Raw genomic sequence first — 25965 nt, 5'->3', positions numbered from 1 at the left:
TGGATTCTAGTTAAACCTATATTCAACTTGTTTCTTCTGTACCCTCTTTTTTTATCGTATAGACAAAAAAATGCCGATGGTTTAGTAAACCACCGACACTATGTGAATTGCAATAGAAATTACTATTCACCGAATATTTTTATAGTACGTATTGATCGATTTTCAAAACCAGCTCCGCAATTTCCGGTTTGCTAATCTGCTCATCTGCACCTACACTCGTTCCTTTATGCTTTAATTCATCTGTGATTAACGAAGAGAAGATGATGACAGGTAACTTCGCAAGTCCTTTATGCTCTCTGATTCTTCTAGTGAAATGATGACCATCCATTTGCGGCATTTCGATATCTGTGATGACGAGTTGAATGGTATCCGAAACGTCTTCAGTTTCTGCTAAATTCTCCAGATACGCAAGTGCATCTTTCCCATTTTCAAAGAACTCCACTTTATCATAACCTGCTTCAGATAATGTGGATTGCAGCAATTTTCGTAAAAGCGGTGAGTCTTCTGCAACGAGCAATCGTTTATCCGAACGTTCCCGTTTACCCAGTTTCTTAATTTGTTCCATGCGGATTCCTGTTTCAGGACTAATCTCCATAACGATTTTTTCAAAGTCCAGCAGCAGCATCATCTCTCCGCCAAGCTTGATGACGCCAATGACCGGCGAAGTTTCTGCCGAGTAGGCACCAGATGGCTTCTCAATCGCATCCCATGAAATCCGGTGAATCATCGTCACGTTATGCACGTGGAATACAACTTGCTGTTTGTTGAATGAAGAAACAATGTATTTATCATTTTGCGGGTTTGCAGACGGTCCCATCCCTAATACTCGCTCCATATTAATGACAGGCAGAATTTCACCGCGCAATTGAATGATTCCTTCCACCGCAGGATCCGCATGAGGAATTGGTGTAATCGGCATCGGCACGATAATTTCTTTTACTTTAATGACATTAATGCCATACCGGCTGCCCGCTACTTCGAACTCTACGATTTCCAGTTCATTTGTTCCACTCTCTAATAGTATTCCGCTTTCATAAGCCATTGCATTCAGTCCTTTTCGTGTAGTCGCAATTTTTTCGTTCCATCCAAGCTCCGCCGTTCTGCGCGAAGCGGCTCTATTAGTCTATTTCGGCACAATATACTACATGATTGAGGGCTCTTCCCTCTTTTTCTCAAATTATGTGAATCTGTTGGCAGACTTGTGTCAGGTAAACTGGGTGATTCTCACGTAGATTCGGGGATTTGCTCATAAATTTTGGAATGTGATCATAACCCCCGCACTCCGCTCATAAATCTCCAAATATGATCATAACCCCCGCGTTCCGCTCATAAATCTCGAAATGTGATCATAACCCTCGCGTTCCGCTCATAAATCTCCAAAAGTGATCATAACCCCCGCACTCCGCTCATAAATCCCCAAATATGATCATAACCCTCGCACTCCGCTCATAAATCCCCAAATATGATCATCCCCCCCGAACCGCGCTCATAAATGCCACAAAGTGATCATAACCCATCATCCTAACAAAAAAACCAACCAGCGCTAGCTGATTGGCAGATTTTCATTCTCTACATCTTTATTAATCATCCCGCGTGACGGACATGATTTTTCCAGAAATCGCATGAATTTGATAGGTTGCTTCATCAGGCCCATCCTCTACATCAATTTCAATTTCGATGAGATAATAACCGCCTTCTGACGTTTGGACAAAGTCCACGTCATCAACTTCACCATTCAATTGCGCCAACGCAATTTTAATGGCTTGTTGTTTACTGATGATCACCGTATTTTGCTGGGCCGGCTTATTTTCATGCCGGTTATTTTGATGGTTGTGATTATTGTACTGATTTTGCTGATGATTCTTTTGCTGTTCTTGTTGCTGTGACTTAGGAGCCGGTTTTGGTGCTGGCTTTGGCTGCGGTTTTGGCTGGGCCGGTGCTGGTTTCGGAGCCTCTGGCTGTGGTTTCGGCTCTTCTGGCACTGGCTGCGCGGGCACTTCTTCCGTTTTTCCAACCGATGGCTCGTCCTTATTCTTATCTGCTTTTTCAGCATCTTCCTTTTGCTTTGAAACTAATTCTTTCGAAGGCTCCTTCAAAATCATTGAGATTACTTTCCCTGTTTCTCCATCTACCCGAACCGAATAGACGGATCCTGCTCGCGTAAGTGTCGCTCCATATATATCATCGTTCAATAACAAATCGCTTACTTTTCCATTGTACATTGTTTCCAGTTGACTCTTAATCGAATCAGACGGAATCGTATCTGCATGAGACACGATACTCTTCATATAAAACATACCTGCAATGACTAGGAGCAGCACGAGACTGAATGGCAGCAAGAACTTTTTGCTCTTTTTCATATCGACTCACCTCTCCTTTAGAGTACCAGACAGACATTAAAATTTACTGAGAGCCCTCCGCTTTTATTAACCAAATTGTTACTGCCGTTCCCTTGCCTTCTTCACTCTCAATTTCAAGTTTCGTTCCTAACCCAATCGCGATTTCATTTGCAATGGCCAGTCCTAGCCCTGTGCCGCCTGTTTTACGGCTGCGATCTTCATCCACCCGATAAAACCGGTCAAATAAAAACGGAATATCTTTTGCAGGGATTCCTTTTCCATAATCCCGAATACAAATGCGTACGTATTCCTTACGCTCTTCCATCTCAACATCGATTTCACGTTCACTGTATTTACGTGCGTTATCGAGCAAGATAATCAGCAGCTGCTTTAAATGGGTCCCATCTGTTGATAGCGCCAGCTGAACGGGTCCCTTGATGTGAACCGCCCTTCCATATGCACTCGTAATCATTCGCGCCGCATCATCGATCAGGACACGCACATCTGTCTCTTCAAATACGTAGGAAGCAGGTTCGTTATTTCGGGCAAGATCCAGCATTTGCTCAATCATTTCCTTCATACGTTTCGTTTCACCGCGAATGGCAGTCAGTGCTTCTTCCGTAAGTTCCGGCTTGTCCATTCCCCGCCGTTCAAGCAGTCTCGCATAACTGTCTATGACTGTAAGCGGGGTTTTTAGTTCGTGGGATGCATCCGACACAAACTTTTCCTGTTTCCGATAGTTCTGCTCCAACTGAATCATCAATTCGTTGAACGTCTGCCCCATTTGTGCCAGTTCATCTTTTCCTTGTTCCGGTACCGCAATTTGCTGGAACGTACCTGATCGGCGACTATCCGTCATCGCTTGGATCAGTTTCTCAATAGGCTGCGTCACAATGCGTCCCAGCGTAATACTCGAGATGATAATCGGGATCATCGCAAACAGCGTTATGCCGACCATTACGACTTTCAGCAGTCGCAAGTTCGCTTTCAAATCTGTCAATACTTGGGTCACTTCCAGCTGGACTACTTCCCCAGTCGGCCAAATTGTTGGAATCACAATTGAAAGTGCTTCAAAGCCATCGTACGGTACCAGCGTATAGTCCTCATCTCTTTTCGGAGTCGGGAACTTCTGGTCCAATCCTTCCATGGATTGAACAGTCAGGACATCTTTTCCATCCTCCCCTACTACTCGAAGGGCTCCGTTCGGCGGCACGTACGCACGTAAAATAATCTCTGCTTCCTCTTCGTCCGTCATTTTACTCAGCGCAACCGTTAACTCTTTCGCGCTCCCGAGCAACTGACTGTACTCTGTTTTGTGCTGCGTTCGGTCAAACGTGAAGTAAATCCCTAAATTGCTTAATATGAGCAAAATCAGCATCATCAAAGTGGAAAGGGAATGGATTTTATTTTTAAGCTTCATGACGAGTATCCTTTAATGCATACCCTACCCCTCGAACCGTCTGAATGAACGAAGGGCCGCATTCCGGATCAATTTTCTTTCTAACGTATCTGATATACACATCGACTACATTCGTATCGCCGTAATAATCGAATCCCCAAACAGCATCAAGTAACTGCTCTCTTGTCAACACTTGGTTCGGGTGCTTCAGTAAATGGAATAATAAGTCATACTCTCGCGGAGTCAGATCAACTAATTCCCCGCTACAGCGAACTTCCCGCGTCTGATCATGAATTGAAATTCCGTTAAACACATGCAAGTGAACGTCCGCTTCTTCTTGTGTCCCTTTGGATGAAAACCGAAGAGCCGCACGGATTCGCGCCAGCAGTTCTTCGATTTCAAAAGGCTTTGTCACGTAGTCGTTGGCACCTAAATCGAGCCCTGTCACTTTGTCTTCCATATCATTTTTCGCTGTCAGCAAAATAACGGGGGTCATTGTTTCATCCGCCCGAATGCGTCTCAATACATCCAGACCATTCAGACCCGGTAACATAAGATCGAGCAGCACGAGATCCCACTCTTGTTCACGATACATGATGAGGCCATCGGTACCTGTATGGCACGTCGACACTTCATATCCTTCAAACTCAAGTTCCAATTGCAAAACCCGAGCAATACTTTCTTCATCTTCTATAATTAGCAGTTTATCAGCCATTGTCAGTTCACCTTTTCCATCGCTTAGTCGTCAGACTGAATAGAGGCCGGTTCCAGAAGTGAAATGCCCCTACACGAAAGTTTTCTTTAATTCTATCAGTTTTCCAGCTGGCAGGAGAAATTAAATGCAAGAACCCAAAAAGAAGCACCCCGCCTCATGAGCGGGAATGCTTCTTACATGAATACGATAATCGCTAAAATAACCGCTAATACAATACGATAAATTGCGAATGGCACGAGTTTGACCTTTGAGATCAGTTTTAAGAAGAATCGAATTGACAGCAATGAAAACACAAATGCGCTGAGGAATCCTACGATATAGAACGAAATATGATCCATCGATAGATACTCCCAGTTTTTCAATACGGAGACAAGACTGGCACCCATCATGATTGGAACTGCCATGATGAACGTGAAGTCCGCTGCGGTTCTGTGGTTCATTCCAAACAATACACCGCCTGAAATAGTGGCACCCGAACGTGAAAATCCTGGCCACAGCGACAGACACTGAACGAGACCTACGGTGAATGCTTGACGGTATGTAATTTGGTCAAGAGTCGTGACGCGCGGAGTCTTCGGTCCAAAACGATCGGCTGCGATCATAAGAATTGCACCTGCGACAAGCGCAACGATGACCGTTTCAACACCGAACAAATAGTCATCGATCAAATCTTTCAAAGCAAATCCGAGGATAACTGCAGGCAGCATCCCTACGATTACGTGAAGCAAGTTGAAACTTTGACTCGCCTTTTGACCTTCTACTTTATAAAGGCCAACTAAACTGAATAGCCGCTTCCAGAACACGACCACCACTGCAAGTATCGAACCAAGCTGGATGACAATTTTGAATGTAATGGAAGGATATTTCCCAAGAAACTCTTCACTTTTCAACCACATGTCATCGACGATAATTAAATGTCCTGTTGACGAAACAGGCGCAAACTCTGTCATTCCTTCAACAAAACCCAATATAAGCGCTTTTAGAAATTCAAATAAATCCATAGATTGTTATACCCGCTTTCTGCGAAAAGTGATATACCGACTGCATATAATCACTCCGCCAATTCCTATTAAAATATACACAACGTTTGAATAGATGTCCATATATCGGAGGACCGATTCAAAGTGCGCCCCCAGTTTTACACCCGTAAATATAAGGACACTGTTCCAAACCAAACTTCCCAGAGCAGTTAATAGAACGAAAAGCGGAAAGTTCATTCCAGACATTCCTGCTGGTATGGAAATTAAACTTCGGACAAGCGGGATTACCCGGCACACGAGCACTGTCCATGGTCCATACTTGTCAAACCACGCATCCGCACGATGAATATCCTTTGGCTTCAGCCTAAACCAGCGTCCATAGCGAACGGTAAGCCGCTCCAGCCGGGGAACATCGAGAAACATGCCGATGCCGTACAGAAACATGGCCCCTATGACCGATCCAGTTGTCGCCGCTGCAATCATCCATCCCATAGATAAACCGTGGGATGCCACTAAAAATCCACTGAACGTCAAAATCAGTTCAGACGGAATCGGCGGAAAAAGATTTTCCACTAAAATAAGTGCAAGCACGCCATAATAACCATATTCCGCCAACAACTCCATGATCCATCCGTCCATCCACGCCCTCCCGTCACAAGTTTTGCTGATAAATTAAATAAATGCTCATCAAACATGGGGGTTGATCATAAACTTGGTTTTCCGCTCATAACTCTCCAATTCTGATCATAACCCTCGCGTCCCGCTCATAAATCCCCAATTCTGATCATAACCCTCGCGTTCCGCTCATAACTCTCCAATTCTGATCATAACCCTCGAGTTCCGCTCATAAATCCCCAATTCTGATCATAACCCATGCGTTCCGCTCATAAATCTCCATTTCTGCTCATAAACCACGAGTCCCGCTCATAAATCCCCAATTCTGATCATAACCCTCGTGTTCCGCTCATAACTCTCCAATTCTGATCATAACCCTCGCGTCCCGCTCATAACTCTCCAATTCTGATCATAACTCCCGAATAGAATCATGTATTTTCCACCCAACACGTCATAAAGACGACATCCCTCGCCGCAAGTTTCGTCTAACCTCTACTAGTTTACGAAACAAGCTTCCATTCTATGACTTCCGCATAGCAAAACCCGTCCAGCACTCACCGCCAGACGGGCTTCATTTATCATACTTACTTCGATTCAATCAATTGTTTGCGCAACTCCGCTTTTAAGAACTTGCCCACGGAGGTTTTCGGAATCTCTTCCATAAAGATAATATCGTCCGGAACCCACCATTTCGCAAATTGCCCTTCCATGTACTCAAGAAGTTCGGCCTTCATTGCCTCATTCGCTTCCTGCCCATCTGCCAATACGACACAGCCCAGCGGACGCTCTTGCCACTTCTCATGAGGAACCGCGATTACTGCTGCTTCAAACACAGCATCGTGCGACATGAGCGCATTCTCCAAGTCTACGGATGAAATCCACTCGCCGCCGCTTTTGATCAGATCCTTCGTCCGATCCGTCAGCTTCAAGTAGCCGAACTCTGTCATGACTGCAATATCACCAGTATACAGCCAGCCGTCCCGGAACGCTTCAGACGTCCGTTCATCTTTATAGTATTCATCCGCAATCCAAGGCCCGCGAACCGCAAGCTCTCCCATCGTTTTGCCATCCCATGGCACTTCACCGTTTTCATTGACAATCTTTACATCTAATCCCGGCATCACAAGACCCTGCAGCGCCCGGATGTCGATTTTTTCATCCATCGTGACGTCATCCATCCCAGACGTCAACACCGACAGACTGACGAGTGGCGACGTTTCCGTCATGCCATATCCAATAATGAATGGAACTTGATAGCGTTCTTCAAACGCTCGAATCAATCCCTTAGGTGAAGCCGATCCGCCGCAGACAATCGCACGCAGCGAAGACAAATCACGCGGTTTCGTGTCTTGCGCTTTCAAAACTGCCAGCCAAATTGTCGGCACCCCTGCCGTCAGCGTCACGTTCTCTTGTTCGATCAAATCAAGTAAGAGATCCGGAATAATCCCTGGTCCCGGAAGCACTTGTGTCGAACCGAAGAACACTGCCGCAAATGGCAGTCCCCATGCATTTACGTGGAACATTGGCACGACTGGCATAATGACATCCCGCTCATTCAATCCCATTGCATCTGCCAGCCCAAGTGCATAACTGTGAAGTACAATTCCACGGTGCGTATAGACAACGCCTTTCGGATTCCCTGTAGTTGCAGACGTATAGCACATGCCGGCGGGCGTGTTTTCATCCAAATCCTCAGGGAATTCGAACGTGTCGGAAGCATCGTCGAGAAGAGCTTCGTATGCATGGACATTTGGCAAGCCCGTTTCCGGGATCTCTTTACTGTCGCCCATAATAATATAGTGTTTCACCGTCTTCAAAAGCGGTGCCAACTTCTCAAGATGAGGGAACAAATTGTCATCCACTAAGAGAATTTCGTCTTCCGCATGGTTAATCACATACGCAATATGTTCAGGTGACAAACGAATATTGACCATATGCAAAATCGCGCCTGTACAAGGCACGCCGAAATAGGCTTCCAAATGTCGATGATGATTCCAGCCAAACGACGCCACTTTTGTGCCATGCTGCATTCCTAATTTCGTCAGCGCATCCGCAAGCTTCCGCGTCCGTTTTGCAAACTCGCGATATGGAATGCGGTGAATCGTATCCGCTGCAGTCCGTGAAATGATGAGCTTCTCCGGAAAAAACTGTTCAGCACGGCGGATGAACGACGTTAAATTGAGTGGTGTTTGCATCATAATGGCCATCTCCCTTTGTCCTTTAAATTGGTCATGCGTCTGTCATACCTATAAATTAAAGTCCGAGATTTTTTGCGATGATCACTTTCATGATTTCGTTTGTTCCGGCGTAAATCGATGTCACAGGGATATCGCGATAGCGCCTGGCAATTTTGTACTCTTCCATATATCCGTAGCCGCCGTACAATTTCATGCATTCCGTGGCAATTTCACGCGCGCTTTCTGTAATCCAGTACTTCGCCATCGAGACTTTTGTGACGACATCCGCACCGCTCATATGCTCTTCGATTAACGATTCCAAGAAGGTCTTTCCAAGTTCGACTTTAGTTGCGACTTCCGCCAACTTGAATTGTGTGTTTTGAAACGATCCAATTGGCTTGCCAAACGCTTGCCGTTCCTTCACATACGCAAGCGTCATCTCTAACATGTCTTCTGAAGCTGTTTGTGCGGATAGTGCGACAATGAGACGTTCTTGCTGCAACTTTTGCATTAAGTAGTGAAATCCTTTGTTCTCCTCACCGATCAGATTTGCAGCAGGCACTTTACAGTCTTCAAAATAGAGCTCTCCTGTATCTTGCGAATGCATCCCGACTTTGTCCAGCTTGCGTCCTTTTGTAAAACCTTCTGTCCCTTCTTCAATCAAAAGCAAACTGATTCCTCGATATCTCGGCTCAACTTCAACGTCTGTTTTAACAACAGTCAAAAACAGATTACCGTTGACTCCATTTGTAATGAACGTCTTTTGACCATTTACAATGTAGAAGTCGCCTTCCTTACGCGCAGTTGTCTGGACATTCGCCAAATCAGATCCTGTTCCCGGTTCCGTCATCGCTACGCCAGTAATGAACTCCGATGTTAAACATCCGGGCAAATATCTCTCCTTCTGCTCGTCTGTACCGTACGATTCAATATATGGAACGACGATGTCATTATGCAAACCAATTCCTGTCAAACCTGCACCTACCCGTTCCATCTCCTCTCCAATAATGACTCCGTAGCTGAAATCCAGTCCTAATCCACCGTATTGCTCGTCAACTTGGGGACAAAGAAAACCCATCCCGCCAAGCTTTCTCCAAAACGCTTTCGGCACAAGACGCTGCTGTTCCCATTCGTCGTAATGCGGTACAGCTTCCTTTTCTAAAAACTTGCGAAGTGTTTTTCTGAATAAAACATGTTCATCTGTTTCAAAACGATAGCGTTTCATCCGGTGCGCCTCCCTTGTTGGGATCAAATCATTTCAATAATTGTCGCGTTCGCCATGCCCATTCCTTCACAAATTGCGAGTAATCCGTAGCGTCCGCCAGAATGTTTTAATTCGTGCATGAGTGATACAAGCAACTTGGTCCCAGTTGCACCTAATGGATGACCGAGGGCAATCGCACCGCCATTCACATTCAACTTTTCAGGATCCGCTCCCGTTTCAGCAAGCCATGCAAGCGGCACAGGTGCAAACGCTTCATTCACTTCATAGAGATCCATGTCGTTAATCGTCAACCCGGCTTTCTTCAATACTTGATGGGTCGCTTCAATCGGACCTGTCAGCATCAGTGTCGGATCTGAGCCTACTACTGTTCGCGCTACAATCTTAGCTAGCGGCTTAACACCAAGTGCATCCGCTTTCTCTTTGCTCATAAGCAATACCGCAGATGCTCCGTCACTCATTTGACTCGCGTTTCCTGCCGTAATGACTCCGGTTTCATCGAATACCGTTTTTAATCCAGCCAGCGCATCCAGCGTCGATTCTGGTCGCGGCCCTTCATCTATAGAAAACAATTTCGTATTTCCTTCTTGGTCCATTACGGAAACGGGTACAATTTCTTCATCAAACCGTCCCCCATCAATCGCCTGCATCGCTTTCTGATGACTGTCATACGCAAACTGATCAAGGATTTCACGCGAAAGCTTCCATTTCGAAGCGATTCGTTCGGCGGATAAGCCTTGATTGATAATTTCATACTGCGATGTCAATTTCCCGCTCAGTTTAGCACCATGCATGTTGGAGAACATGGGCTCACGGGTCATGCTTTCAACTCCGCCTGCAATGACAACGTCCATATCTCCGCTTGCAACCGCCTGTGAAGCGAAGTGAACCGCTTGTTGACTTGACCCGCATTGGCGATCAATCGTCACTCCTGGAACCGTCACAGGAAATCCGCCGATTAGCGCAGCTGTCCGAGCGATATTGCCACCCTGTTCACCTGACTGTGTGACACACCCAAGGATGACATCGTTCGTTTCTTCCTTCGCAACTCCCGCGCGTTCCATCAGTTCATCCAATACAAGCGCTGCAAGTTCATCAGGACGCGTGCTGGCAAGGCTTCCCTTCCTTCTTCCTACCGGCGTCCGCACGCCCGCAACGATTACAGTCTCTCTCATGACGACACTTCCTTCACATTAGAATAGTCCTAGTTTTCTAATAACTATACCAATCATTGAAAGCGGTTTCAATATTTGTTTCAGAGTCTTAATTAGATCTCATCCTAAAGTATGAGACGAAACTCCACACCAAGCCTGTTTGGATAAATCCCATTCCGTCTTATTATTAGGGTACAAACGAAGGGAGGCACCACAAACCATGAAAAAATTTCTACTTGTTGTCCTCGGAATCATTGCCGCAATTGTAGCCGTTGCCAATATCGGGTCTATTGTAGCGCTTACACTTTCAGCAGCCGCAGCATTATTCGGGTGGCACCACTTCCGTAAAAGCAACTCCACAATCGGCCGTATTCTGTGGGGAATCATCATGCTTGTCGGAGTTCTAACAGGAATTTCAAACATCCCTGCTTTCATCGGACTTCTTGCGGCAGCTGGAGCTTACTATGCATGGCGCAAATGGAAACTGAACCAACTTACTAACAGCAATGTAATCGATGCAGATCCGTTCGCAAAGTTTGAAAAACAATGGAACGAATTTACTAAATAAGGAGGGCTTTTGATGAACGAACTATGGTATAAATTCAAATTCGCCGTACAAGAAGACTTGGAACAATTCTCAGCAAAACGCAGCACACAGAATGCTGCAGATGTATTAAACGAAACCATCAAGGAAGCCGAACAGCAAACGAAAGCAGTAGGGAAACTTTTGGAGCGTCAGCGGATTTTGCGCGATGAAGTTACAAAGGAACTGCTCGAAGCCGAACAGCTGACGGAAAAACGGACAGACCAACTTTCATTAGCCGAAGCAACAGAAGACGAAGCGCTAATCAGCTATGCAAAAGACGAGGCCGAAGCGTATAGCCGCCGCCGAGATGAGCTGCGTTCCCTTGAAGAGGAAACGACGGAGTCTATGATCGCATTGGAACGTCGCTTTGAAAGTATGAAACATAAAGTGAAAGACATGCAGGTCCGCCGTTTGAAGTTGATGGGTGAAGAAAACGCAAAACGTGCAAACAGCCGGATGGACCGTATCTTCTCCGCGGATCTTAATCCCGCAGCTGAAGAACCTGTGAGTCATTCTCCCGCCAACGACGGAGACATCGTGTCCATGCGCCGCCGTCTGGATGAGTTGATGACAGAAGAAGCAACCATCGAGAAAATCGTGTAAACTGGAAAGACAGCAACGAGCTGTCCGGGTGATCAGGGGCTCCTTGACCGCCCGGCAGTTCTTTTTTTCTGAATAGACGGATTGGGGCTAAGGGGGCTCGGCGGAACGAGCGGGTTCCCTCGCGCAACGAGCGGGTTCTCTCGCGCAACGAGCGGGTTCCCTCGCGGAACGAGCGGGTTCCCTCGCGCAACGAGCGGGTTTCCTCGCGCAACGAGCGGGTTTCCTCGCGCAACGAGCGGGTTCCCTCGCGGAACGAGCGGGTTCCCTCGCGGAACGAGCGGGTTCCCTCGCGAAACGAGCGGGTTGCTCGGCGGAACGAGCGGGTTGCCCCTCCGTAATCCCCCAATAAAGTACTGACATCGAGAAAGGAGTGGAAGCAGGATGGTGAGAAGCAAAACAGAACGGACTACATTATGGGTCATGGCGTTTGCACTTCTAGTATTCGTAGAGGCGGCTTTGTTCGGGAACGGGAACGTCATCTTCTTCTTTCTCGGTGCCATTGCCATATACTTTGGTCTTCAGCGCCGCTCGAAATGGCTCGTTATCACAGGCGGCATATTTATCGTAATTGCTTTGCTCTCGTTATGGAGTTTACGCTTGCTGATTTTTGGCATGCTGATTTATTTGGTTTATCGGTTGTGGAAAGGTACGCCTGCGGAAGAAATTATGCGCCCTTTGAAAGAAACAAAGCGGGAGTCGCAGAACGGGATTTGGAAAGACCGGCTGTTCTCCAGTCAGTCAACGCCATTCACCTCCTATGAATGGCAAGATGTCCATATCCAAGGAGTTGTCGGTGATTTCTATATCGACGTGACAGACACCGTATTACCAAAGCAAACTTCTTTCATCTCCATCCGGCAAGGTTTTGGTCGTGTTAAAATTGAATTGCCGTACGATTTGCCTGTCCGCATCCATTGTTCCGCCTTGTTTGGTGAATGCCGCCTGTTCGACCTGACGCCTAAACGTTTGTTGAACGAATCCATTCATATGAAAGATGGATACGACCGGGAGATCGGCTCAGAAGCTGAAATCATCATCTCATTATCTGTCCGATTCGGAGATGTCGAGGTGATTCGAAAATGACCGGACTTTTTTGGCGCGGTATTCTGCTATCTGCACTATTCATCACTGTTTGTGCGGGCGGGGTTTATTATATCGTCGAATACTCTCCTTCTTTCGAATGGCAGTACCTGTACAATGAAGACTTTCTCGATGTTCCCATCGGAGTCTGGCTGCTCGTTATACCAATTACTCTCGGCTGGATGTTTTCGTATTGGATTTACAGCATTGCACGCTCAAAGGAAAAAACCATTGAACGGACGCTCAACCAGCTCGCAGAAGAAGGAACCGCACGTTCGAATAGAAACATTTCCCGCAAGATGAATCGCACCATCGCTTCTGTATCAGAGGTATTAGAGACGCAAAAACGAAGTTTGCAGCGGATTACCGATCAACGGGCTGAGGACCAAGACCAAATCATTCAAGAACGTCTGATTGAAGAGCGTCAGCGGCTCGCTCGCGAGCTTCATGATTCCGTCTCCCAACAATTGTTCGCAGCCTCGATGCTGTTGTCATCATTAACAGAGCAGCCTGAGGAAACGACGCTCCAAAAACCATTGCTCCAGGTCGAACGAATGGTGCAGCAGGCACAACTTGAAATGCGCGCATTATTGCTTCATTTACGTCCAGCCGTCTTGAATAGCAAAACTCTCAAAGAAGGACTTGAAGAGTTGCTGACAGAACTGAGGGAAAAAGTGACGTTCACCATTCGATTCCGGCTGGAAGAAGTCCCACTGTCCAAAGGGGCGGAAGATCATTTATTCCGCATCGCACAGGAAACACTGTCAAATACACTCCGGCATGCACAAGCAACAGAAGTCGATGTTGTATTCATCGAACGCGATGGGTTGTCAATTTTCCGCGTCCAAGATAATGGCGTGGGGTTCAGTGAATCCGGCAGCAAAGGCGGCTCGTATGGCCTTCAAAACGTCAAAGAGCGTGCCGTGGAGATTGGCGGTGTGTGTAAAATTGTATCCGTTCCTTCGCAAGGTACGATTGTCGAAGTGAAATTACCAATTCGGACAGAGGAGGAGGAAACGCATGATACGCGTACTACTCGCAGATGATCATGAAATGGTGCGCATTGGCGTATCCGCTTATTTAGGAACTCAACCCGATATGGAAGTTGTCGGAGAAGCGGTTGATGGCGGGGATGCCGTTGAAAAAGCACTGGAATTACGGCCTGACATCATTTTAATGGACATGGTTATGCCTGTCATGACTGGGGCAGAAGCAACAAAGGCAATCATTCAGCAATGGCCTGAAGCCAAAATCATCGTTGTCACAAGCTTCCTGGATGACGATAAAGTCTATCCAGCGCTTGAAGCAGGCGCTGCCAGTTACATTCTGAAAACGTCGAACGCCAAACGTATTGCTCAAGCCATCCGCGAAACCGTCCAGGGCCAAACGGTTCTGGAACCGGAAGTGACAGTCAAAATGATGGAAAAAATGCGGAGCGGCGGATCAGACCAGCCCCTTCACGATGATTTGACGCAGCGTGAACTTGAGACGCTGTTACTCCTCGCACAAGGTAAATCCAATCAGGAAATCGCGGATGAACTGTTCATTTCCTTGAAAACCGTTAAGACGCACGTCAGCAATGTACTGTCAAAACTCGATGTCCAAGACCGCACGCAAGCGGTCATTTATGCATTTCATCATAAATTAGTCCAATGAAAAACGCGCGGTCAGGGAAATCCTGACTGCGCGTTTTTTCGTCATTCGTGATTATGATCATCTTTAGGCTTCTGATTGTTCCATTGCTCATGAGCTTCTTTGTTAAATCGGCTCCGCTGATTGTGGTCGCCATATGGATATTCTTCACCGGGTTCCACTTCGTTATAGCCTGTATCCACACCATCTTCCGTGAACGAAATTGGATCATTCCCTCCAAAGTTCTCAGCTGGCGGGACATCATTCACATCAGAATATACAGGTCCCCGCAATCCTGCTTCCGGGTCTTCCGGGAAGTTATCTGCAGCGGGTGTAGGCGGAGCTTGTTCAGTTGCTCGTTTCAACTGTTCCTTTTCACGATCAACTTGAGCTTTCGAAGCATCCATACCTTGTTTTGCTTGTTGCTTTGCTTGCTCTGCATTTTTTTTCATTTCCTCTTTTTGCTGCTCCCAACTTTCTTTTGAGACGTCTGCATCCTGCAAACTGGACTCCATCTTAGACAAGTAACGGGATGCATGATCGCGTCCGCCCAGTCCGAATGCCAATCCAAATGCCAGCGCAACGCCGCCAAGGATGAGAATGAATGCAGCATTGATAATTGCTGGGGCAATTCCAAGCTGACTCAGTGCCATAAAGAATGCAAATGCCAAGATTGCGTATTTCGCAACATAGCGGAGCACGTGCGGGTTTCCTGACTTCGTTTGCATGACACTTCCGATGAACTTCTCTGCCAGATTCGCAAGCCAGAACCCAACGGCAAGTATCAATACAGCCGCAAGCACCATTGGCAAGTACGCGAAAATCGCAGTTGCCAGAGTCACCATAAATGCGAGCTGGACAATTTGAAGCGCTTCTACAACAAATAATAGAATCACTACGATTTGTACAATCGTTCCGATTACAGATGAAACTGTAAAGCTGCCAGAACGGTTTGTTGACTTCACACCCATCTTATTCGATAAAGAGTCCACGCCGAGATTTGCGAGCAGCGTTTCCACAATTCCTTTAATCCATTTCGCCACGTACACACCTGCGAGAATCAATGCAATCGCCACGATGATCTTCGGAAGCATCACCATAATGTCATTCAACATGGCAATCGCAGGCTGAGAAATCCCCTCTAAATCTAGTACTTCAAGTGCTGAAATCGTAACAGGTATCAAAATCAGAACGAACACGATGGTTCCGATCACTTTAGAAATACTTGTCCCTTTTACAGCGGATGAAACTTTCAATTTGTCCGCGACCTTATCTAAACCAATTGACTCAAGCAGATTTGTCACGATCATGCGAACAATTTTTGCGATAATAATCCCTACTGCAAAGATCAGTGCCGCTCCAACAAGCTTAGGGATAAATGCGACAAATCCGGTTAACATGTTTTCAAACGGACCGCTTACTCCACTTAAACCTAGCGCATTCAGCACGGCTGGGATAAACAGAAGTAAAATTAAATAGAATGCAACATTAGCAGCCGTCGAAATCCATTGTGCTTTATCAACTGACTGTGCAGATCCGCCCACTTTAGTGACGTATTTGTGTACATTCACTTTGTGTCCTGCGGATAGAATGAGTTTTTTTACAAGAGTCGCAAGCACCCAAGCCAGCAGCAGGATCAGACCTGCTTTCAGGATTCCAAGCACCGCACCGCTTAGTCCTGCAAAAACATTCAGGAATGGTGAAGAAATTGTGTTGAGGTTCATCATATTAAAGAAGATGAGAACGGTCAGCAGTAAAATACCGAAGAATACGATTTTGCCTGCGATTTTGTCGGCACTCCATTTTTGGTGCTGCATGTTTAATCGTTCATTCATGCGTCCTTTTTTCATAGCTTTGACTACTGCACCTTCGGCAACTTTAGCAATGATAAAACCGATGATAAGTACAATAATGCCGAGCAGCAGATCAGGCAGCCAGCTGAAAAGGTTTGAATAATACGGGTCTCTGAACATTAAGATCCTCCATTCTAGTAAATAGTCTAGTAACCTATTCCTATAAACGGCAATCCGTAAACCTGCTAACTTTGAAATCTTGAAAAAGCGGAGGCCTGTTCGTCCGTACTCCGTGCAGTTCGCCAATCAATTCGCCCAGAGAAAAACCAGCCGACTGAATCAGTCAACTGGCTTATGTGTTGCGTTTAGATGCATTCCACTCGGAGTGGGCTTTTTCATTATGTGTGCGCTGAGAGGTCTTTTCCTCATTTTCCGTAAATACAGAAGGAGCATGTTCCCCGGTTTCGTCTCGTTCGTTCTCAAGAAACTCATGGGTGTAATTCGAATCGGCAGGATCAGACAATGGCAGCTCATCCGCAGGTCCCGCTGGCTTCCCTTGTTTAGGCACTTTGGGTTCTAAGTCTTCCTTGTTTGGATATTTACCGTCTTTAATGGTCATTCCAATCACTCCTCCCGTATTCCATTTCAACTAATAGCCTTCGTTATCCTTATACCATTCCCTGAATTATTGTGATTCAAACAAAAATAAGACTGCGGGAACGATTCTCCCCACAAGTCTCATTTGGTAAAGACAAAGCTAATGTCACCTAAACAGTGCTCATTGTACTGACTTGAAGGGCAGCGGTACTTTTCCATCCATAGGAGTGCAATGAGACATTTTCTTTAGTAACTATTATTTTGCCCTTTATCACTTATTAATTTAGCTGCTACATTCATATCCAATTTATTATTCTCTGTTTTTGCTGAAAATAACACAATCGGACCTGAACCTGTAACACGTTGAACGTCCCAAACCATTCCATCAAACTTATTATATGAACTATCTGCTATTAGTAATTGTTTAGATCGCTCCGTCAACTGTACTTGTAATCCTGTGAAAAGATTACCAGAGCTTTCATTTGGAATCGTAATAGAACCTATGATTTGTATCCCTGTCACACAATCATCTATCGTCATATTTCCAAAGTGATTCGCATTAATCCAACTGTAAGTTCCAGCCCCAGGATTCTCAGTTTTTAGTTGGATGGCTGTTTTAAATCCTGCGATTGAGATATTTTCAAACAAGACAAAGCTAATATTGTGCCACTTTCCTTTGGCATAAAGGGAAAGACCCGTCCCCTTGTTGCTTTTACTTTTGTTGATAATTGTCATGTCTTCAATCCGAGTCTTATTCGAAGCATCATACTGATCATTGCCTTTTAGGAAAATAACTTCTGATTGAAAGACTGGATCCATTATTTGAATCGTCCCGTTCCTAATAACTGAATCCTTTTCAACCGTCAGCACGCGATAGTTCCCTTTGACGGATAGGACAGAATTAGTCCCAAACTCTAGTTCTACACCTTTTTTAACGGTAAAACCGGATTTGATTGTATATACTTTATTGGCTCTTAACTTTACTTTTTCTTTCTTTTGCACGGCACAAAAATCAATAGCCTGCTGAATTGCCTTTGAATAATCTTCTGTCTGGCCGTTCTCACTTGTAATGAAATCTTCTACCTCTACCGTATCTCCCTGTTGGTTCAGGCTTTTTTGTTCCACATGCGCACTCCCCCATATATCGGTGTTCCACATTAAATAGAGAACAACGGCAATGTTGATGACAATAATCGCTATATATCGAATTAGAACATTTTTTACTTTCATTTGAATCATCCGCTTTCCTAGCTCACAACTGCACTACAATGCGTCACCACCTCATCCCACTTCATGTATATGCGAATGATATCTTCTTCTATAAGCTTAGAACCCGATTGAACTTCAATAAATTCTAAATCTGTAATTGCCTTTATACCATGCGCTGCTTCTATCGGAATTTGCAGTACATCTCCCGCTTTCACGGAGTACAGTTCGCCATTAAGAGCGAATTCCCCAGTACCTTTAATGATTGTCCAAACTTCATGGCGATAGCTATGTGTCTGATAACTAATATTTTTTGAGGCTTTTATACATATGCGTTTTGTAATTACCTCGGCTCCGTCTCTTACCTTCATATGATCGAGTACGCGATACCAGCCCCATCGCCGTTCTTCGTACATGGGCCGTTTGTTCACGCCGTCTATTAGTTCTTTAACTCGCGGACTTTCACTTTTTTTCGAAACCAGAATGCCATCGGGGCTTGCTGCAATAATTAGATCTTTCACACCGATTGCCGCAATAGGAATAGTCAGCTCGTTTATTAAGTGGGTGTTGGAGGAATTCTCAGTCATTACACAGTTCCCGATTTCATTTTCAGCCATTTCTTCTGTTAGCGTGTTCCATGTGCCAAGGTCTTTCCACTCTCCTTCATAAGGAAGAGCGACTACCTTTTCCGCTTTTTCGACAACTTCATAATCAAATGAACGATTAGGCAGAAGCGAATACTTTTTGTAAAGTTCATCATATACGATTGGCAATCCCCGTTCCTCCAGGATTGACAGTATATACTCCAACTTAAACGCAAACACGCCTGTATTCCACAATGCGTGCTGTTCTACTAAATCTGCTGCTTGCTGATAAGCAGGCTTTTCCTTAAAATGACTGACCTCTAAATACTCCAGCTGCTGACTATCACTTTTTGGAGTCAGATAGCCATATTTCTCTGATGGGAATGTCGGCTTCTTCCCTATTAATGCAAGGTCTGCATGGGAGTTATTAAGTGTGTCTTCTAACTCAGCTACTCGTTTAAAAAAGCTTTCTTCAACATACGGATCAACAGGAAGTACTGCAACAACTTCCTGTGAACCAACCCCTTTGACAGAATATAAGTAGACAGCGGCAAGGGCGATTGCAGAAAAAGTATCTCTTCTTTCGGGTTCAATACTAAGAGGAATACCAGAACCAATTTGGTTTTGAATTGCATCTACCTGAGACTTGCTTGTGGCAATCATTGCAGATTGCTGCAGACCAGCCTTATCCAGCTGTCTCCACACTCTTTGTAACATCGATTCCATCAGACCCTCATCATCAGCAAGCACTTGCAGAAATTGTTTTGATCGTGATTCATTTGATAATGGCCACAAGCGTTTTCCAGATCCACCAGATAGTAAAATTAATTCCAATTCTGATTCTCCTATTCACTTTTCTTTTGGGCGTTTATGATGCTGTGTATGCTGAAACTAATTGGTCACCTACTTTTTTCTGCGAGAAATGTTCCGACACAAAATCGCTTGCCTTCGCAGTTACCATTCCTGCTAATTCATGGTCGTTCAAAAGTCGTTCAATCTCCTTAATAAATTCTTCATTATGTTCGCAAACAAACGCTTCTTCCTGATGGGTAAAACCAATTCCTGAATTGGTTATCGTACTCATGACTATCGGACAACCAAGACCCGCTGCTTCCAATATTTTGTTTTGCTGACCGGCACCAAAACGCAAAGGGCAAACATAGACAGCCGCCTTCCATTGCCACGGCCTAATATCTTCTACAAATCCCGTTACAACAACGCCAGGGATATTGTTCAATTTTTTTATGTCAGCTGCAGGATTTGCTCCTACCAGCCAGCATTCCAAATCAGGGTTTTTTGCTTTAAGCGGAAGGTAAATCTCTTTCACAAGCCTTTTGGCTGCGTCTACATTAGGGGCATAGTCCATGGTTCCAGTGAATACTAATGCCTTCATTCTGTTTTCCGAAAGATTCCGGTGAAAGTAGGACAAGTCAATATAATTAGGAACTATATCTACTTCTTTGACCCGTCTGGAATGAAGAAATTCCTTATCCGCCGGAGAGGTAATAATGGCTTTGGAACTTTGTGTTTTTATGAACAGTTCATACCTTTTCATCCTCCCCAATTCTCCCCGGACGATCAGCTTTTCGAATGGATTATTTGACCACTGGTATCTTCTTTCCAGGTTCAGGCTGATTGCATCAATATAGTCCACAATCACTTTTGAACCTGAGGTATTTAATGACTGGAAATTATGGAGCATTTTTGATTGCACGTGTATAACGTCATATTGCGTTTCACTTAAAATCCGTTCAAGAAGCACGTTTAAAATAGGAAATGAAGCGAGCGATACACTTAATGGATATCCTTTAAAAAGAAAGCTCCTTAAAATTGAAAAACGATTGTTTTTTGCATTCATTTTGTACTTTTCATCATTCACACCGTTCAATAAAGAAGAACCGCAGCACCAGGATGCTTCCTCATTTTCTTGATACAGGCAGTGAACGGTATGTCCTTTATTCACTAAACTTCTTATTTGCTGATACGCTCTCACTTGATCCCCTTTACCGGGAATTTCCGGCTTTCGATGAGTAATAAATAAGATATTCATGTGCTATCCCCTCTATTCAAATTGAAGCGCAATTATATTCGGGTAACTGGAATAACTTCCGTTTCCTTCTGATTATTGATTTCTCCCGTCCCTGCTGCCTGCCCGCGCTGAAAAAGTATCCGAATTGTCTGCAGGACAATTTTAATATCACTTCCAAGTGAGTAATGGCGAATATAGATCAAGTCAAATCTCAGCTTATCTTCAGCTGTAGTTGTATATTTTGCCATTACTTGTGCAAGTCCTGTCAGTCCAGGTTTCACAGTCATCCTGTAAGAATATTCCTCCATCTCCCGCTGGAATTGATCGCAAAAAAACTTTCTCTCCGGCCGCGGTCCAACAAGGCTCATCTCCCCTTTCACGACATTGTACAATTGCGGCAATTCGTCAAGCCGTGCAGCCCGCATCCATCTGCCAATAGTTGTTATCCTTGAATCGCGCTCTGTCGCCAATACAGGTCCTGTCTCTTTTTCCGCATCTTGAACCATGCTTCTGAATTTATAAATTAAATAAGGCTTTCCATTTATTCCAAGACGCTCTTGCTTGAACAATGCCGGACCTTTAGACGTTAATCGTATTAACACCCATAAAAGAATCATTACCGGACTAGCGGCCAGCACCAATATAAAGGAACCAACTAAGTCAAAAGCACGTTTGACCCATCGATTGACGATCGTAGACTTTACCGCTGGGATTGAAAGAACAAGCATGTCATCCACTTGCTGTTGAACTGATCCTTGTAGAAACAGGTCAAAGAATTGAGGGACAATCAGTATTTCCTTTTCATACTTCACACACAGACTAACAAGTCGCGTTCTTTGTTTTTCATCGATCAAAGGACTGATCAGTACAACATCGATATCATTCAAATAATCTCCCAGCCGATTTTCCCCGCTTGCCAGAAACAAGCCATTGGCGATATACCAGCCTTTATAATGCGAACGAAGCTTGTCAGCTAGCGCAATTCCGCCGGTTTCATCATTCGCGATAATCAGCACTTTTTTCTTCCCATGAAGTCCCTTTATCGTTTGCCAAAAAACTAAGCGGCTTGCTATTAAAAGAGGGATATGAATCAAGCTCGCGGTTAAAACGATTTCGAGTGAAAGATCGTGCATAAGATAATAACTGCCGCCCAAAATCGATAAAAATGCAGTAATGGTTATAGAAAAAAGGATGATATAGATTAAATGGGTAAACCCTTTTCGCTTCAAACCCGAATAAAAGCCGAAGAGATACAAAACACTGCATGTTAACGCTGCTATATACGTTACTGATTGAGCATTACCTAAAGGAGAGGCAGCACTATCCAAAAGTAAGGAAGCAGTAATGTAACCTAAATGAATTAACGCAATATCGACTAATACAAGTAACATTTTTCCAGTGCGCCTTTCGCTATTCCTTAACATTGCAACCCCTCCTCCATTTGAACAGCTTCTTCTTTATAAGATTATAATTACAGCATTTGTTCCTTATCTTTTCTGCAAATACTGCTCCATCGTTGCGTTAATCATTTTTTCTAAAGAAAAGTTTTTCTGGACCCGCAGATTAGCATCTTCCGCCATTTTCAGTCTCAGCGATGGATTGTTTTTCATCACATTAATGTACTTACAAAAGTCATCAATCGAGTAGTCTGATACAAGAAACCCTACGTTGTCGCTATTAATTGCTTCTTTAATGCCGCCTGTATTCGCGGAAATGATTGGGGTGCCAACAGCCATCGCTTCAAGAATCACCATTGGAAATACTTCACGATGAGAAGTTAAAAGAAGCACATCCATCTCACCAATGAATTTCTCTGGATTCCTTATATCCCCCATCATATGCACGTGTTGTGTCAGCTCGGCATTTTCAATCATTTGATGGATTTTTGTGTATTCCGGTCCTTCTCCGCCTATATAAAACTGAATATGACGGTCACTTTTGAGTCTTTTAGCAATTTCCAGAAATAATTCATGGTTTTTTTCTGACGAGAGTCTTGCGAGGATTCCCACCTTAAAGGTGTCTGTTTGCTTTTTTGGATAATACCTGAACTTTCGCAAGTCCACTCCGTTATAGATGGTTGCTGCCTTTTCTGTCTGAACGCCCAGTTGCAAGAGGTTTAATCGTTCATCGTCACTGACGGTTATAACTCTAGTAAGATGTCGATTTACTAACGAAACAAAGATGTTACGAAAACGGTTTTCCATCATCGTGACATTATGTTTTGTATAGATAATCGATGGCTTATTAGGGAGGAGTTTTTTCAGGACTACAGCATACAAGACCATTCTTAAACTATTTGCATGAATTAGACCAATCTCTGACTCCACTATCCTCTTTTTAATTGTCAGCAAGTTCGCAAGATGATTACTGCGCGACAAGAGACTGAAGTGTACTTTATTGTGAATTTGCTCGAAAAGCTCTCCTGGTCCGGCTGCTGTGTAAAAAACATACTCAGGATGCTTTAGCTGATTTTCCAATTTACAAAAGTAGTTTTCAGCTCCGCCTGTTATGAGTTTATCTGTCATTATTAACACGTTCATTTCCAGTATCCTCCTAAAGAGTCAGTTGAACGTTCGAGGTCTTATGATCATTTTCACCATATACCTTCTCCACCCTTTGAAGAGTTACAGAAAGAATAGCGAGGTAAAGAATAAATACTTCATGAATAATTAAAGAAAGCGACATGATTTGCAATAGAAATGCTATAAAAATTAAAAGTAAATACATGTGCTCTTTCATTAAGCGTCTTTTCAGCAGCTGAACAAAAACCAGGAGCAGGAATAAGACATATAAAGTAAATCCTAACAAGCCAGACTCCGTTAAAATTTGTAACAGTGTATTATGTGTGTACAGATTTTCACCATATTGAATATTGTTGTATTCGATAAAGTTATCTGCTCCAATTCCTATAACTGGATGTGCTAAAAAGTATTCCCATGCCCGTCCCCATAGCTCAAAACGCCCGCTTCCTCCATCGCTCGAAAAGTCCTCAATCCTTCCCCCAAGAAGTGCACCTACATTAATTTTCATAATGAATACTGCAAAATATGCAGCTGGTATGAAGATCATCCCCATCGCCGACAGTGTTTTCCATCTTTTAGAAGAATTGCTGATAACGATATAGATTAAAATTATGAGGAACATTGCCAGAATACCGCCTCTTGAAAAAGTCAGGACCGTTGTGAGCGTGCATAGTGCAAATCCGATTTTATTTCTCAAACTGGTCATATTCGTTAGGAAGTATGCAAAGAATATAGAGTTATAGAACACGAACAAATTGGGATCTAGCAGCAAACCGACTAGCCTTGGATAATCCCTGTCGAAGAGAACGCCATAACTGACCGACATTTCCTCAGCCGCCTGCAGCCCCATTTTTTTGATGCCAGCTATATACATCAGAAGACTGGCGCCATTAAAAAGTAATCCAGATTTCGCAATCGCCTCTTGAATTGCGAAATCCGAATACGTTCTCAAGACAAACTTTAATATGAAATAAAAGCCAATCAGCAGAGCTATCCCCGCCATCATGCGGATGCTTGCAAATGGATATGCAGAAAAAGCGCCCGTCAAAACGTAAAACAAATAAAATAAAAGAAGCATTATTTCAAATGAGTACATCTTTTGAAACGAAAATGAAGAGAGATGAAAGAGTAAGAAAATAACTAGAAGGATCATATACGGTTTTAAATAAAAACCAATATACACGTTATAATTACTTAGCATGAAGGTAAAAAGTATCAAAAACAGGCCGGTATGCCGCTCTTTTTGAGTGACAGATTTAAGAAAGTCCATCCCCTATCCCCCGCTCTATCGTCTCTGCTTCCGCTCTTTTATCCTTAACTATTAACGCCCTCAGTTTATGCAGCAATCCTCGATCAGCTGCCAGAATCACTGTTAAAGACAATAAGTGAAGACATGCAGCGAGCACAGGAGATTCGGAGAGGAAATAATTCATGATTACAAATAGAACACTAAAGAAGGATAGATAAGGAATTAACATGTTCACTGCCAGCGCTTTCTTAGCCGGGTTTAATACCCAATATCCCGCTAAAGAAATCAGCTCGATTCCCACTGCGGCACACGCCGCACCTTCGATACCAAACTGATGACTAAACCCAACATAGAAACCAATTCCAAATATGAGGGCTGCTGCCTGAATCGCTGTTCTCCGATAATGCAGAGCTTTTGTTGTCAGCCCATCAGCCAGCGCTACATTAATACTTTGCAGTACTAGCATGAAAGACAAAATTTGCAAAGCTTTAGAAGCGGATACCCACTGTTCTCCAAACAACGTTCTAATTAAGAGTTCGGGTATATAAAAGAAGGATACTGTCATCGCCATGCCTGTTAATGCCATCATTTTTACTTGAAGCAGATTTAGCTGTAAATGCGCCGCCTCACCTTTGCTGTGATAGCTCTTAAACAGTGCCGGGTAGAATGCACCTGCGAGTACTCCCGGGATTTGATATAGCGCAGAAGGAATACGATAGGCAACAGCAAAAAAACCAACCTGTTTCAGAGTTAATGTCCTTTCCAGCACAATAGGTCCCAGCTGCGGAAGCAGGACGACCAGCAAACCACTAATAATGAAAGACGTCACATTCTTTAGCAATCCTCTATGGAACGCATGCTTAAAGTGGATGGTGGTCCTCTTTCCTACCAAGTGAATCCCCACGATTCCTGCAAGTAAATACGAAGTTCCATATAACAGGCAAATCAAGAACGGATGCAATGCCAGCATCATCCCGCCTAAAACAGAAACGACAAGCAGCACAGCTGAACAAATACGAATCAGGCCTAAGTACTGCATTTCTTCTATTAGTTGAAAGTAAGTAATACTAATACTCTGCAATGCCAATCCTGTCACCATAGGCAGCATTAAATAATACATAGTTTTCATCAGCTCTGGCTGATTCTGATAAAGTAATTGGATTAAGAAATACCCCGCTATAAATGTGACCCCTAATAACACAAGCCTGACTTTGACAAAGGATGAGATTAATTCAGGCAGACTCACTTCGTTCTTAGAACCTTCACGGAGTACCGCGACACTTATTCCGGCATCCGTGCAGTAGCCCATAATCAAGGCGTACGCTAAGGCAATACTAAACATTCCATAACTTTGAGAGTCCAAATACTTTGCCAAAATTATAAGTGTTACCGCGTTAAGTCCACTAGAAAAGATTGTGCTGTAAAATAAATAAACTGCATTTTTACCAATGGAGTTCTTTTTCTCACGTTTCACGAATGCTCA

Annotated in this window: 24 protein-coding genes; 6 read left to right on the top strand and 18 right to left on the bottom strand. The window is 44.2% G+C overall.

The genetic code is table 11. The annotated features are described in order from the left end of the window. Positions 1-139: 139 nt before the first annotated feature. The 9 genes from PGH26_RS01020 to PGH26_RS00980 form a co-directional block, all read right to left on the bottom strand. Complete coding sequence (locus PGH26_RS01020; RefSeq protein WP_323692182.1) at positions 140-1042, bottom strand: chemotaxis protein; 903 nt, start codon at positions 1040-1042, stop codon at positions 140-142. A gap of 538 nt (positions 1043-1580) precedes the next feature. Further along, entirely contained in the window at positions 1581-2360 is a 780-nt protein-coding gene (locus tag PGH26_RS01015) for a PepSY domain-containing protein (RefSeq protein WP_323692181.1), read from the bottom strand. A 43-nt stretch (positions 2361-2403) separates the two neighbouring features. Further along, positions 2404-3759: a HAMP domain-containing sensor histidine kinase gene (locus tag PGH26_RS01010; RefSeq protein WP_323692180.1), complete on the bottom strand. Its 1356-nt coding sequence runs from the start codon at positions 3757-3759 to the stop codon at positions 2404-2406. Beyond that, entirely contained in the window at positions 3749-4453 is a 705-nt protein-coding gene (locus PGH26_RS01005) for a response regulator transcription factor (protein ID WP_323692179.1), read from the bottom strand. The genes PGH26_RS01010 and PGH26_RS01005 overlap by 11 nt, the downstream gene beginning before the upstream one ends. 173 nt (positions 4454-4626) lie before the next feature. Then, entirely contained in the window at positions 4627-5454 is an 828-nt protein-coding gene (locus tag PGH26_RS01000; RefSeq protein ID WP_323692178.1) for an undecaprenyl-diphosphate phosphatase, read from the bottom strand. A 6-nt stretch (positions 5455-5460) separates the two neighbouring features. Then, on the bottom strand, positions 5461-6072 hold the full coding sequence (locus tag PGH26_RS00995; RefSeq protein WP_323692177.1) for a DedA family protein: 612 nt from the start codon (positions 6070-6072) through the stop codon (positions 5461-5463). Positions 6073-6632: 560 nt separating this feature from the next. Further along, the gene (locus PGH26_RS00990; protein ID WP_323692176.1) at positions 6633-8246 is read right to left on the bottom strand and encodes a long-chain fatty acid--CoA ligase; all 1614 of its coding nucleotides are present in this window, start codon (positions 8244-8246) and stop codon (positions 6633-6635) included. A 55-nt stretch (positions 8247-8301) separates the two neighbouring features. Further along, positions 8302-9450: an acyl-CoA dehydrogenase family protein gene (locus PGH26_RS00985; RefSeq protein ID WP_323692175.1), complete on the bottom strand. Its 1149-nt coding sequence runs from the start codon at positions 9448-9450 to the stop codon at positions 8302-8304. Between the two features lie 23 nt (positions 9451-9473). Continuing rightward, a complete protein-coding gene (locus tag PGH26_RS00980; RefSeq protein ID WP_323692174.1) occupies positions 9474-10622 on the bottom strand; it encodes a thiolase family protein in 1149 nt (382 codons plus the stop codon). Between the two features lie 199 nt (positions 10623-10821). Between PGH26_RS00980 and PGH26_RS00975 the strand changes: the two genes are divergently transcribed. The 6 genes from PGH26_RS00975 (at position 10822) to PGH26_RS00950 (ending at position 14526) form a co-directional block, all read left to right on the top strand. Beyond that, on the top strand, positions 10822-11169 hold the full coding sequence (locus tag PGH26_RS00975; RefSeq protein ID WP_323692173.1) for a lmo0954 family membrane protein: 348 nt from the start codon (positions 10822-10824) through the stop codon (positions 11167-11169). A gap of 12 nt (positions 11170-11181) precedes the next feature. Beyond that, positions 11182-11790, top strand: coding sequence for a PspA/IM30 family protein (locus PGH26_RS00970; RefSeq protein ID WP_323692172.1), 609 nt, complete (start codon positions 11182-11184; stop codon positions 11788-11790). 81 nt (positions 11791-11871) lie between these two features. Beyond that, positions 11872-12147 carry a hypothetical protein gene (locus PGH26_RS00965; RefSeq protein ID WP_323692171.1) on the top strand — a complete coding sequence of 92 codons (276 nt, stop codon included), beginning with the start codon at positions 11872-11874 and terminating at the stop codon, positions 12145-12147. Positions 12148-12171: 24 nt separating this feature from the next. Then, positions 12172-12873, top strand: coding sequence for a cell wall-active antibiotics response protein LiaF (liaF, locus tag PGH26_RS00960; RefSeq protein ID WP_323692170.1), 702 nt, complete (start codon positions 12172-12174; stop codon positions 12871-12873). After that, positions 12870-13916, top strand: a complete 1047-nt coding sequence (locus PGH26_RS00955; protein WP_323692169.1) for a sensor histidine kinase — start codon at positions 12870-12872, stop codon at positions 13914-13916. The genes liaF and PGH26_RS00955 overlap by 4 nt, the downstream gene beginning before the upstream one ends. Beyond that, the gene (locus tag PGH26_RS00950) at positions 13891-14526 is read left to right on the top strand and encodes a response regulator transcription factor (RefSeq protein ID WP_323692168.1); all 636 of its coding nucleotides are present in this window, start codon (positions 13891-13893) and stop codon (positions 14524-14526) included. Before PGH26_RS00955 ends, PGH26_RS00950 begins: the two co-directional genes overlap by 26 nt. Positions 14527-14567: 41 nt before the next feature. Here PGH26_RS00950 and PGH26_RS00945 read toward each other — a convergent pair whose 3' ends face one another. From PGH26_RS00945 to PGH26_RS00905, 9 genes are all read right to left on the bottom strand, one after another. Further along, the gene (locus tag PGH26_RS00945; protein ID WP_323692167.1) at positions 14568-16475 is read right to left on the bottom strand and encodes a mechanosensitive ion channel; all 1908 of its coding nucleotides are present in this window, start codon (positions 16473-16475) and stop codon (positions 14568-14570) included. Positions 16476-16647: 172 nt separating this feature from the next. Beyond that, positions 16648-16914 (bottom strand): hypothetical protein, encoded by a 267-nt coding sequence (locus tag PGH26_RS00940; protein WP_323692166.1) that lies wholly within the window; start codon positions 16912-16914, stop codon positions 16648-16650. A 224-nt stretch (positions 16915-17138) separates the two neighbouring features. After that, positions 17139-18122, bottom strand: coding sequence for a hypothetical protein (locus PGH26_RS00935; protein WP_323692165.1), 984 nt, complete (start codon positions 18120-18122; stop codon positions 17139-17141). Between the two features lie 17 nt (positions 18123-18139). After that, positions 18140-19516, bottom strand: coding sequence for a sugar phosphate nucleotidyltransferase (locus tag PGH26_RS00930; RefSeq protein WP_323692164.1), 1377 nt, complete (start codon positions 19514-19516; stop codon positions 18140-18142). Between the two features lie 34 nt (positions 19517-19550). Further along, the gene (locus PGH26_RS00925) at positions 19551-20732 is read right to left on the bottom strand and encodes a glycosyltransferase (RefSeq protein ID WP_323692163.1); all 1182 of its coding nucleotides are present in this window, start codon (positions 20730-20732) and stop codon (positions 19551-19553) included. A 32-nt stretch (positions 20733-20764) separates the two neighbouring features. Further along, positions 20765-22135 carry a sugar transferase gene (locus tag PGH26_RS00920; protein ID WP_323692162.1) on the bottom strand — a complete coding sequence of 457 codons (1371 nt, stop codon included), beginning with the start codon at positions 22133-22135 and terminating at the stop codon, positions 20765-20767. Positions 22136-22198: 63 nt separating this feature from the next. After that, the gene (locus PGH26_RS00915; protein WP_323692161.1) at positions 22199-23251 is read right to left on the bottom strand and encodes a glycosyltransferase family 4 protein; all 1053 of its coding nucleotides are present in this window, start codon (positions 23249-23251) and stop codon (positions 22199-22201) included. 13 nt (positions 23252-23264) lie between these two features. After that, on the bottom strand, positions 23265-24503 hold the full coding sequence (locus PGH26_RS00910; RefSeq protein WP_323692160.1) for an O-antigen ligase family protein: 1239 nt from the start codon (positions 24501-24503) through the stop codon (positions 23265-23267). After that, positions 24490-25956 carry an oligosaccharide flippase family protein gene (locus PGH26_RS00905; RefSeq protein ID WP_323692159.1) on the bottom strand — a complete coding sequence of 489 codons (1467 nt, stop codon included), beginning with the start codon at positions 25954-25956 and terminating at the stop codon, positions 24490-24492. Before PGH26_RS00905 ends, PGH26_RS00910 begins: the two co-directional genes overlap by 14 nt. Between the last annotated feature and the right edge of the window lie 9 nt (positions 25957-25965).

This window comes from Sporosarcina jeotgali (genome assembly GCF_033304595.1).
GTDB classification, from domain to species: domain Bacteria; phylum Bacillota; class Bacilli; order Bacillales_A; family Planococcaceae; genus Sporosarcina; species Sporosarcina jeotgali.
This window is presented reverse-complemented; position numbering and strand designations above follow the sequence as displayed.

Bases quoted from the DNA above. Each gene is read 5' to 3' on its own strand.
- PGH26_RS00970 (WP_323692172.1), top strand. From the start codon at position 11,182: ATGAACGAACTATGGTATAAATTCAAATTCGCCGTACAAGAAGACTTG.
- PGH26_RS01015 (WP_323692181.1), bottom strand. From the start codon at position 2,360: ATGAAAAAGAGCAAAAAGTTCTTGCTGCCATTCAGTCTCGTGCTGCTC.
- PGH26_RS00935 (WP_323692165.1), bottom strand. From the start codon at position 18,122: ATGAAAGTAAAAAATGTTCTAATTCGATATATAGCGATTATTGTCATC.
- PGH26_RS00915 (WP_323692161.1), bottom strand. From the start codon at position 23,251: ATGAACGTGTTAATAATGACAGATAAACTCATAACAGGCGGAGCTGAA.
- PGH26_RS01020 (WP_323692182.1), bottom strand. From the start codon at position 1,042: ATGGCTTATGAAAGCGGAATACTATTAGAGAGTGGAACAAATGAACTG.
- PGH26_RS00955 (WP_323692169.1), top strand. From the start codon at position 12,870: ATGACCGGACTTTTTTGGCGCGGTATTCTGCTATCTGCACTATTCATC.
- PGH26_RS01005 (WP_323692179.1), bottom strand. From the start codon at position 4,453: ATGGCTGATAAACTGCTAATTATAGAAGATGAAGAAAGTATTGCTCGG.
- liaF (WP_323692170.1), top strand. From the start codon at position 12,172: ATGGTGAGAAGCAAAACAGAACGGACTACATTATGGGTCATGGCGTTT.
- PGH26_RS00950 (WP_323692168.1), top strand. From the start codon at position 13,891: ATGATACGCGTACTACTCGCAGATGATCATGAAATGGTGCGCATTGGC.
- PGH26_RS00980 (WP_323692174.1), bottom strand. From the start codon at position 10,622: ATGAGAGAGACTGTAATCGTTGCGGGCGTGCGGACGCCGGTAGGAAGA.
- PGH26_RS00995 (WP_323692177.1), bottom strand. From the start codon at position 6,072: ATGGACGGATGGATCATGGAGTTGTTGGCGGAATATGGTTATTATGGC.
- PGH26_RS00910 (WP_323692160.1), bottom strand. From the start codon at position 24,503: ATGGACTTTCTTAAATCTGTCACTCAAAAAGAGCGGCATACCGGCCTG.
- PGH26_RS00920 (WP_323692162.1), bottom strand. From the start codon at position 22,135: ATGTTAAGGAATAGCGAAAGGCGCACTGGAAAAATGTTACTTGTATTA.
- PGH26_RS01010 (WP_323692180.1), bottom strand. From the start codon at position 3,759: ATGAAGCTTAAAAATAAAATCCATTCCCTTTCCACTTTGATGATGCTG.
- PGH26_RS00945 (WP_323692167.1), bottom strand. From the start codon at position 16,475: ATGTTCAGAGACCCGTATTATTCAAACCTTTTCAGCTGGCTGCCTGAT.
- PGH26_RS00925 (WP_323692163.1), bottom strand. From the start codon at position 20,732: ATGAATATCTTATTTATTACTCATCGAAAGCCGGAAATTCCCGGTAAA.
- PGH26_RS00940 (WP_323692166.1), bottom strand. From the start codon at position 16,914: ATGACCATTAAAGACGGTAAATATCCAAACAAGGAAGACTTAGAACCC.
- PGH26_RS00990 (WP_323692176.1), bottom strand. From the start codon at position 8,246: ATGATGCAAACACCACTCAATTTAACGTCGTTCATCCGCCGTGCTGAA.
- PGH26_RS00975 (WP_323692173.1), top strand. From the start codon at position 10,822: ATGAAAAAATTTCTACTTGTTGTCCTCGGAATCATTGCCGCAATTGTA.
- PGH26_RS00985 (WP_323692175.1), bottom strand. From the start codon at position 9,450: ATGAAACGCTATCGTTTTGAAACAGATGAACATGTTTTATTCAGAAAA.
- PGH26_RS01000 (WP_323692178.1), bottom strand. From the start codon at position 5,454: ATGGATTTATTTGAATTTCTAAAAGCGCTTATATTGGGTTTTGTTGAA.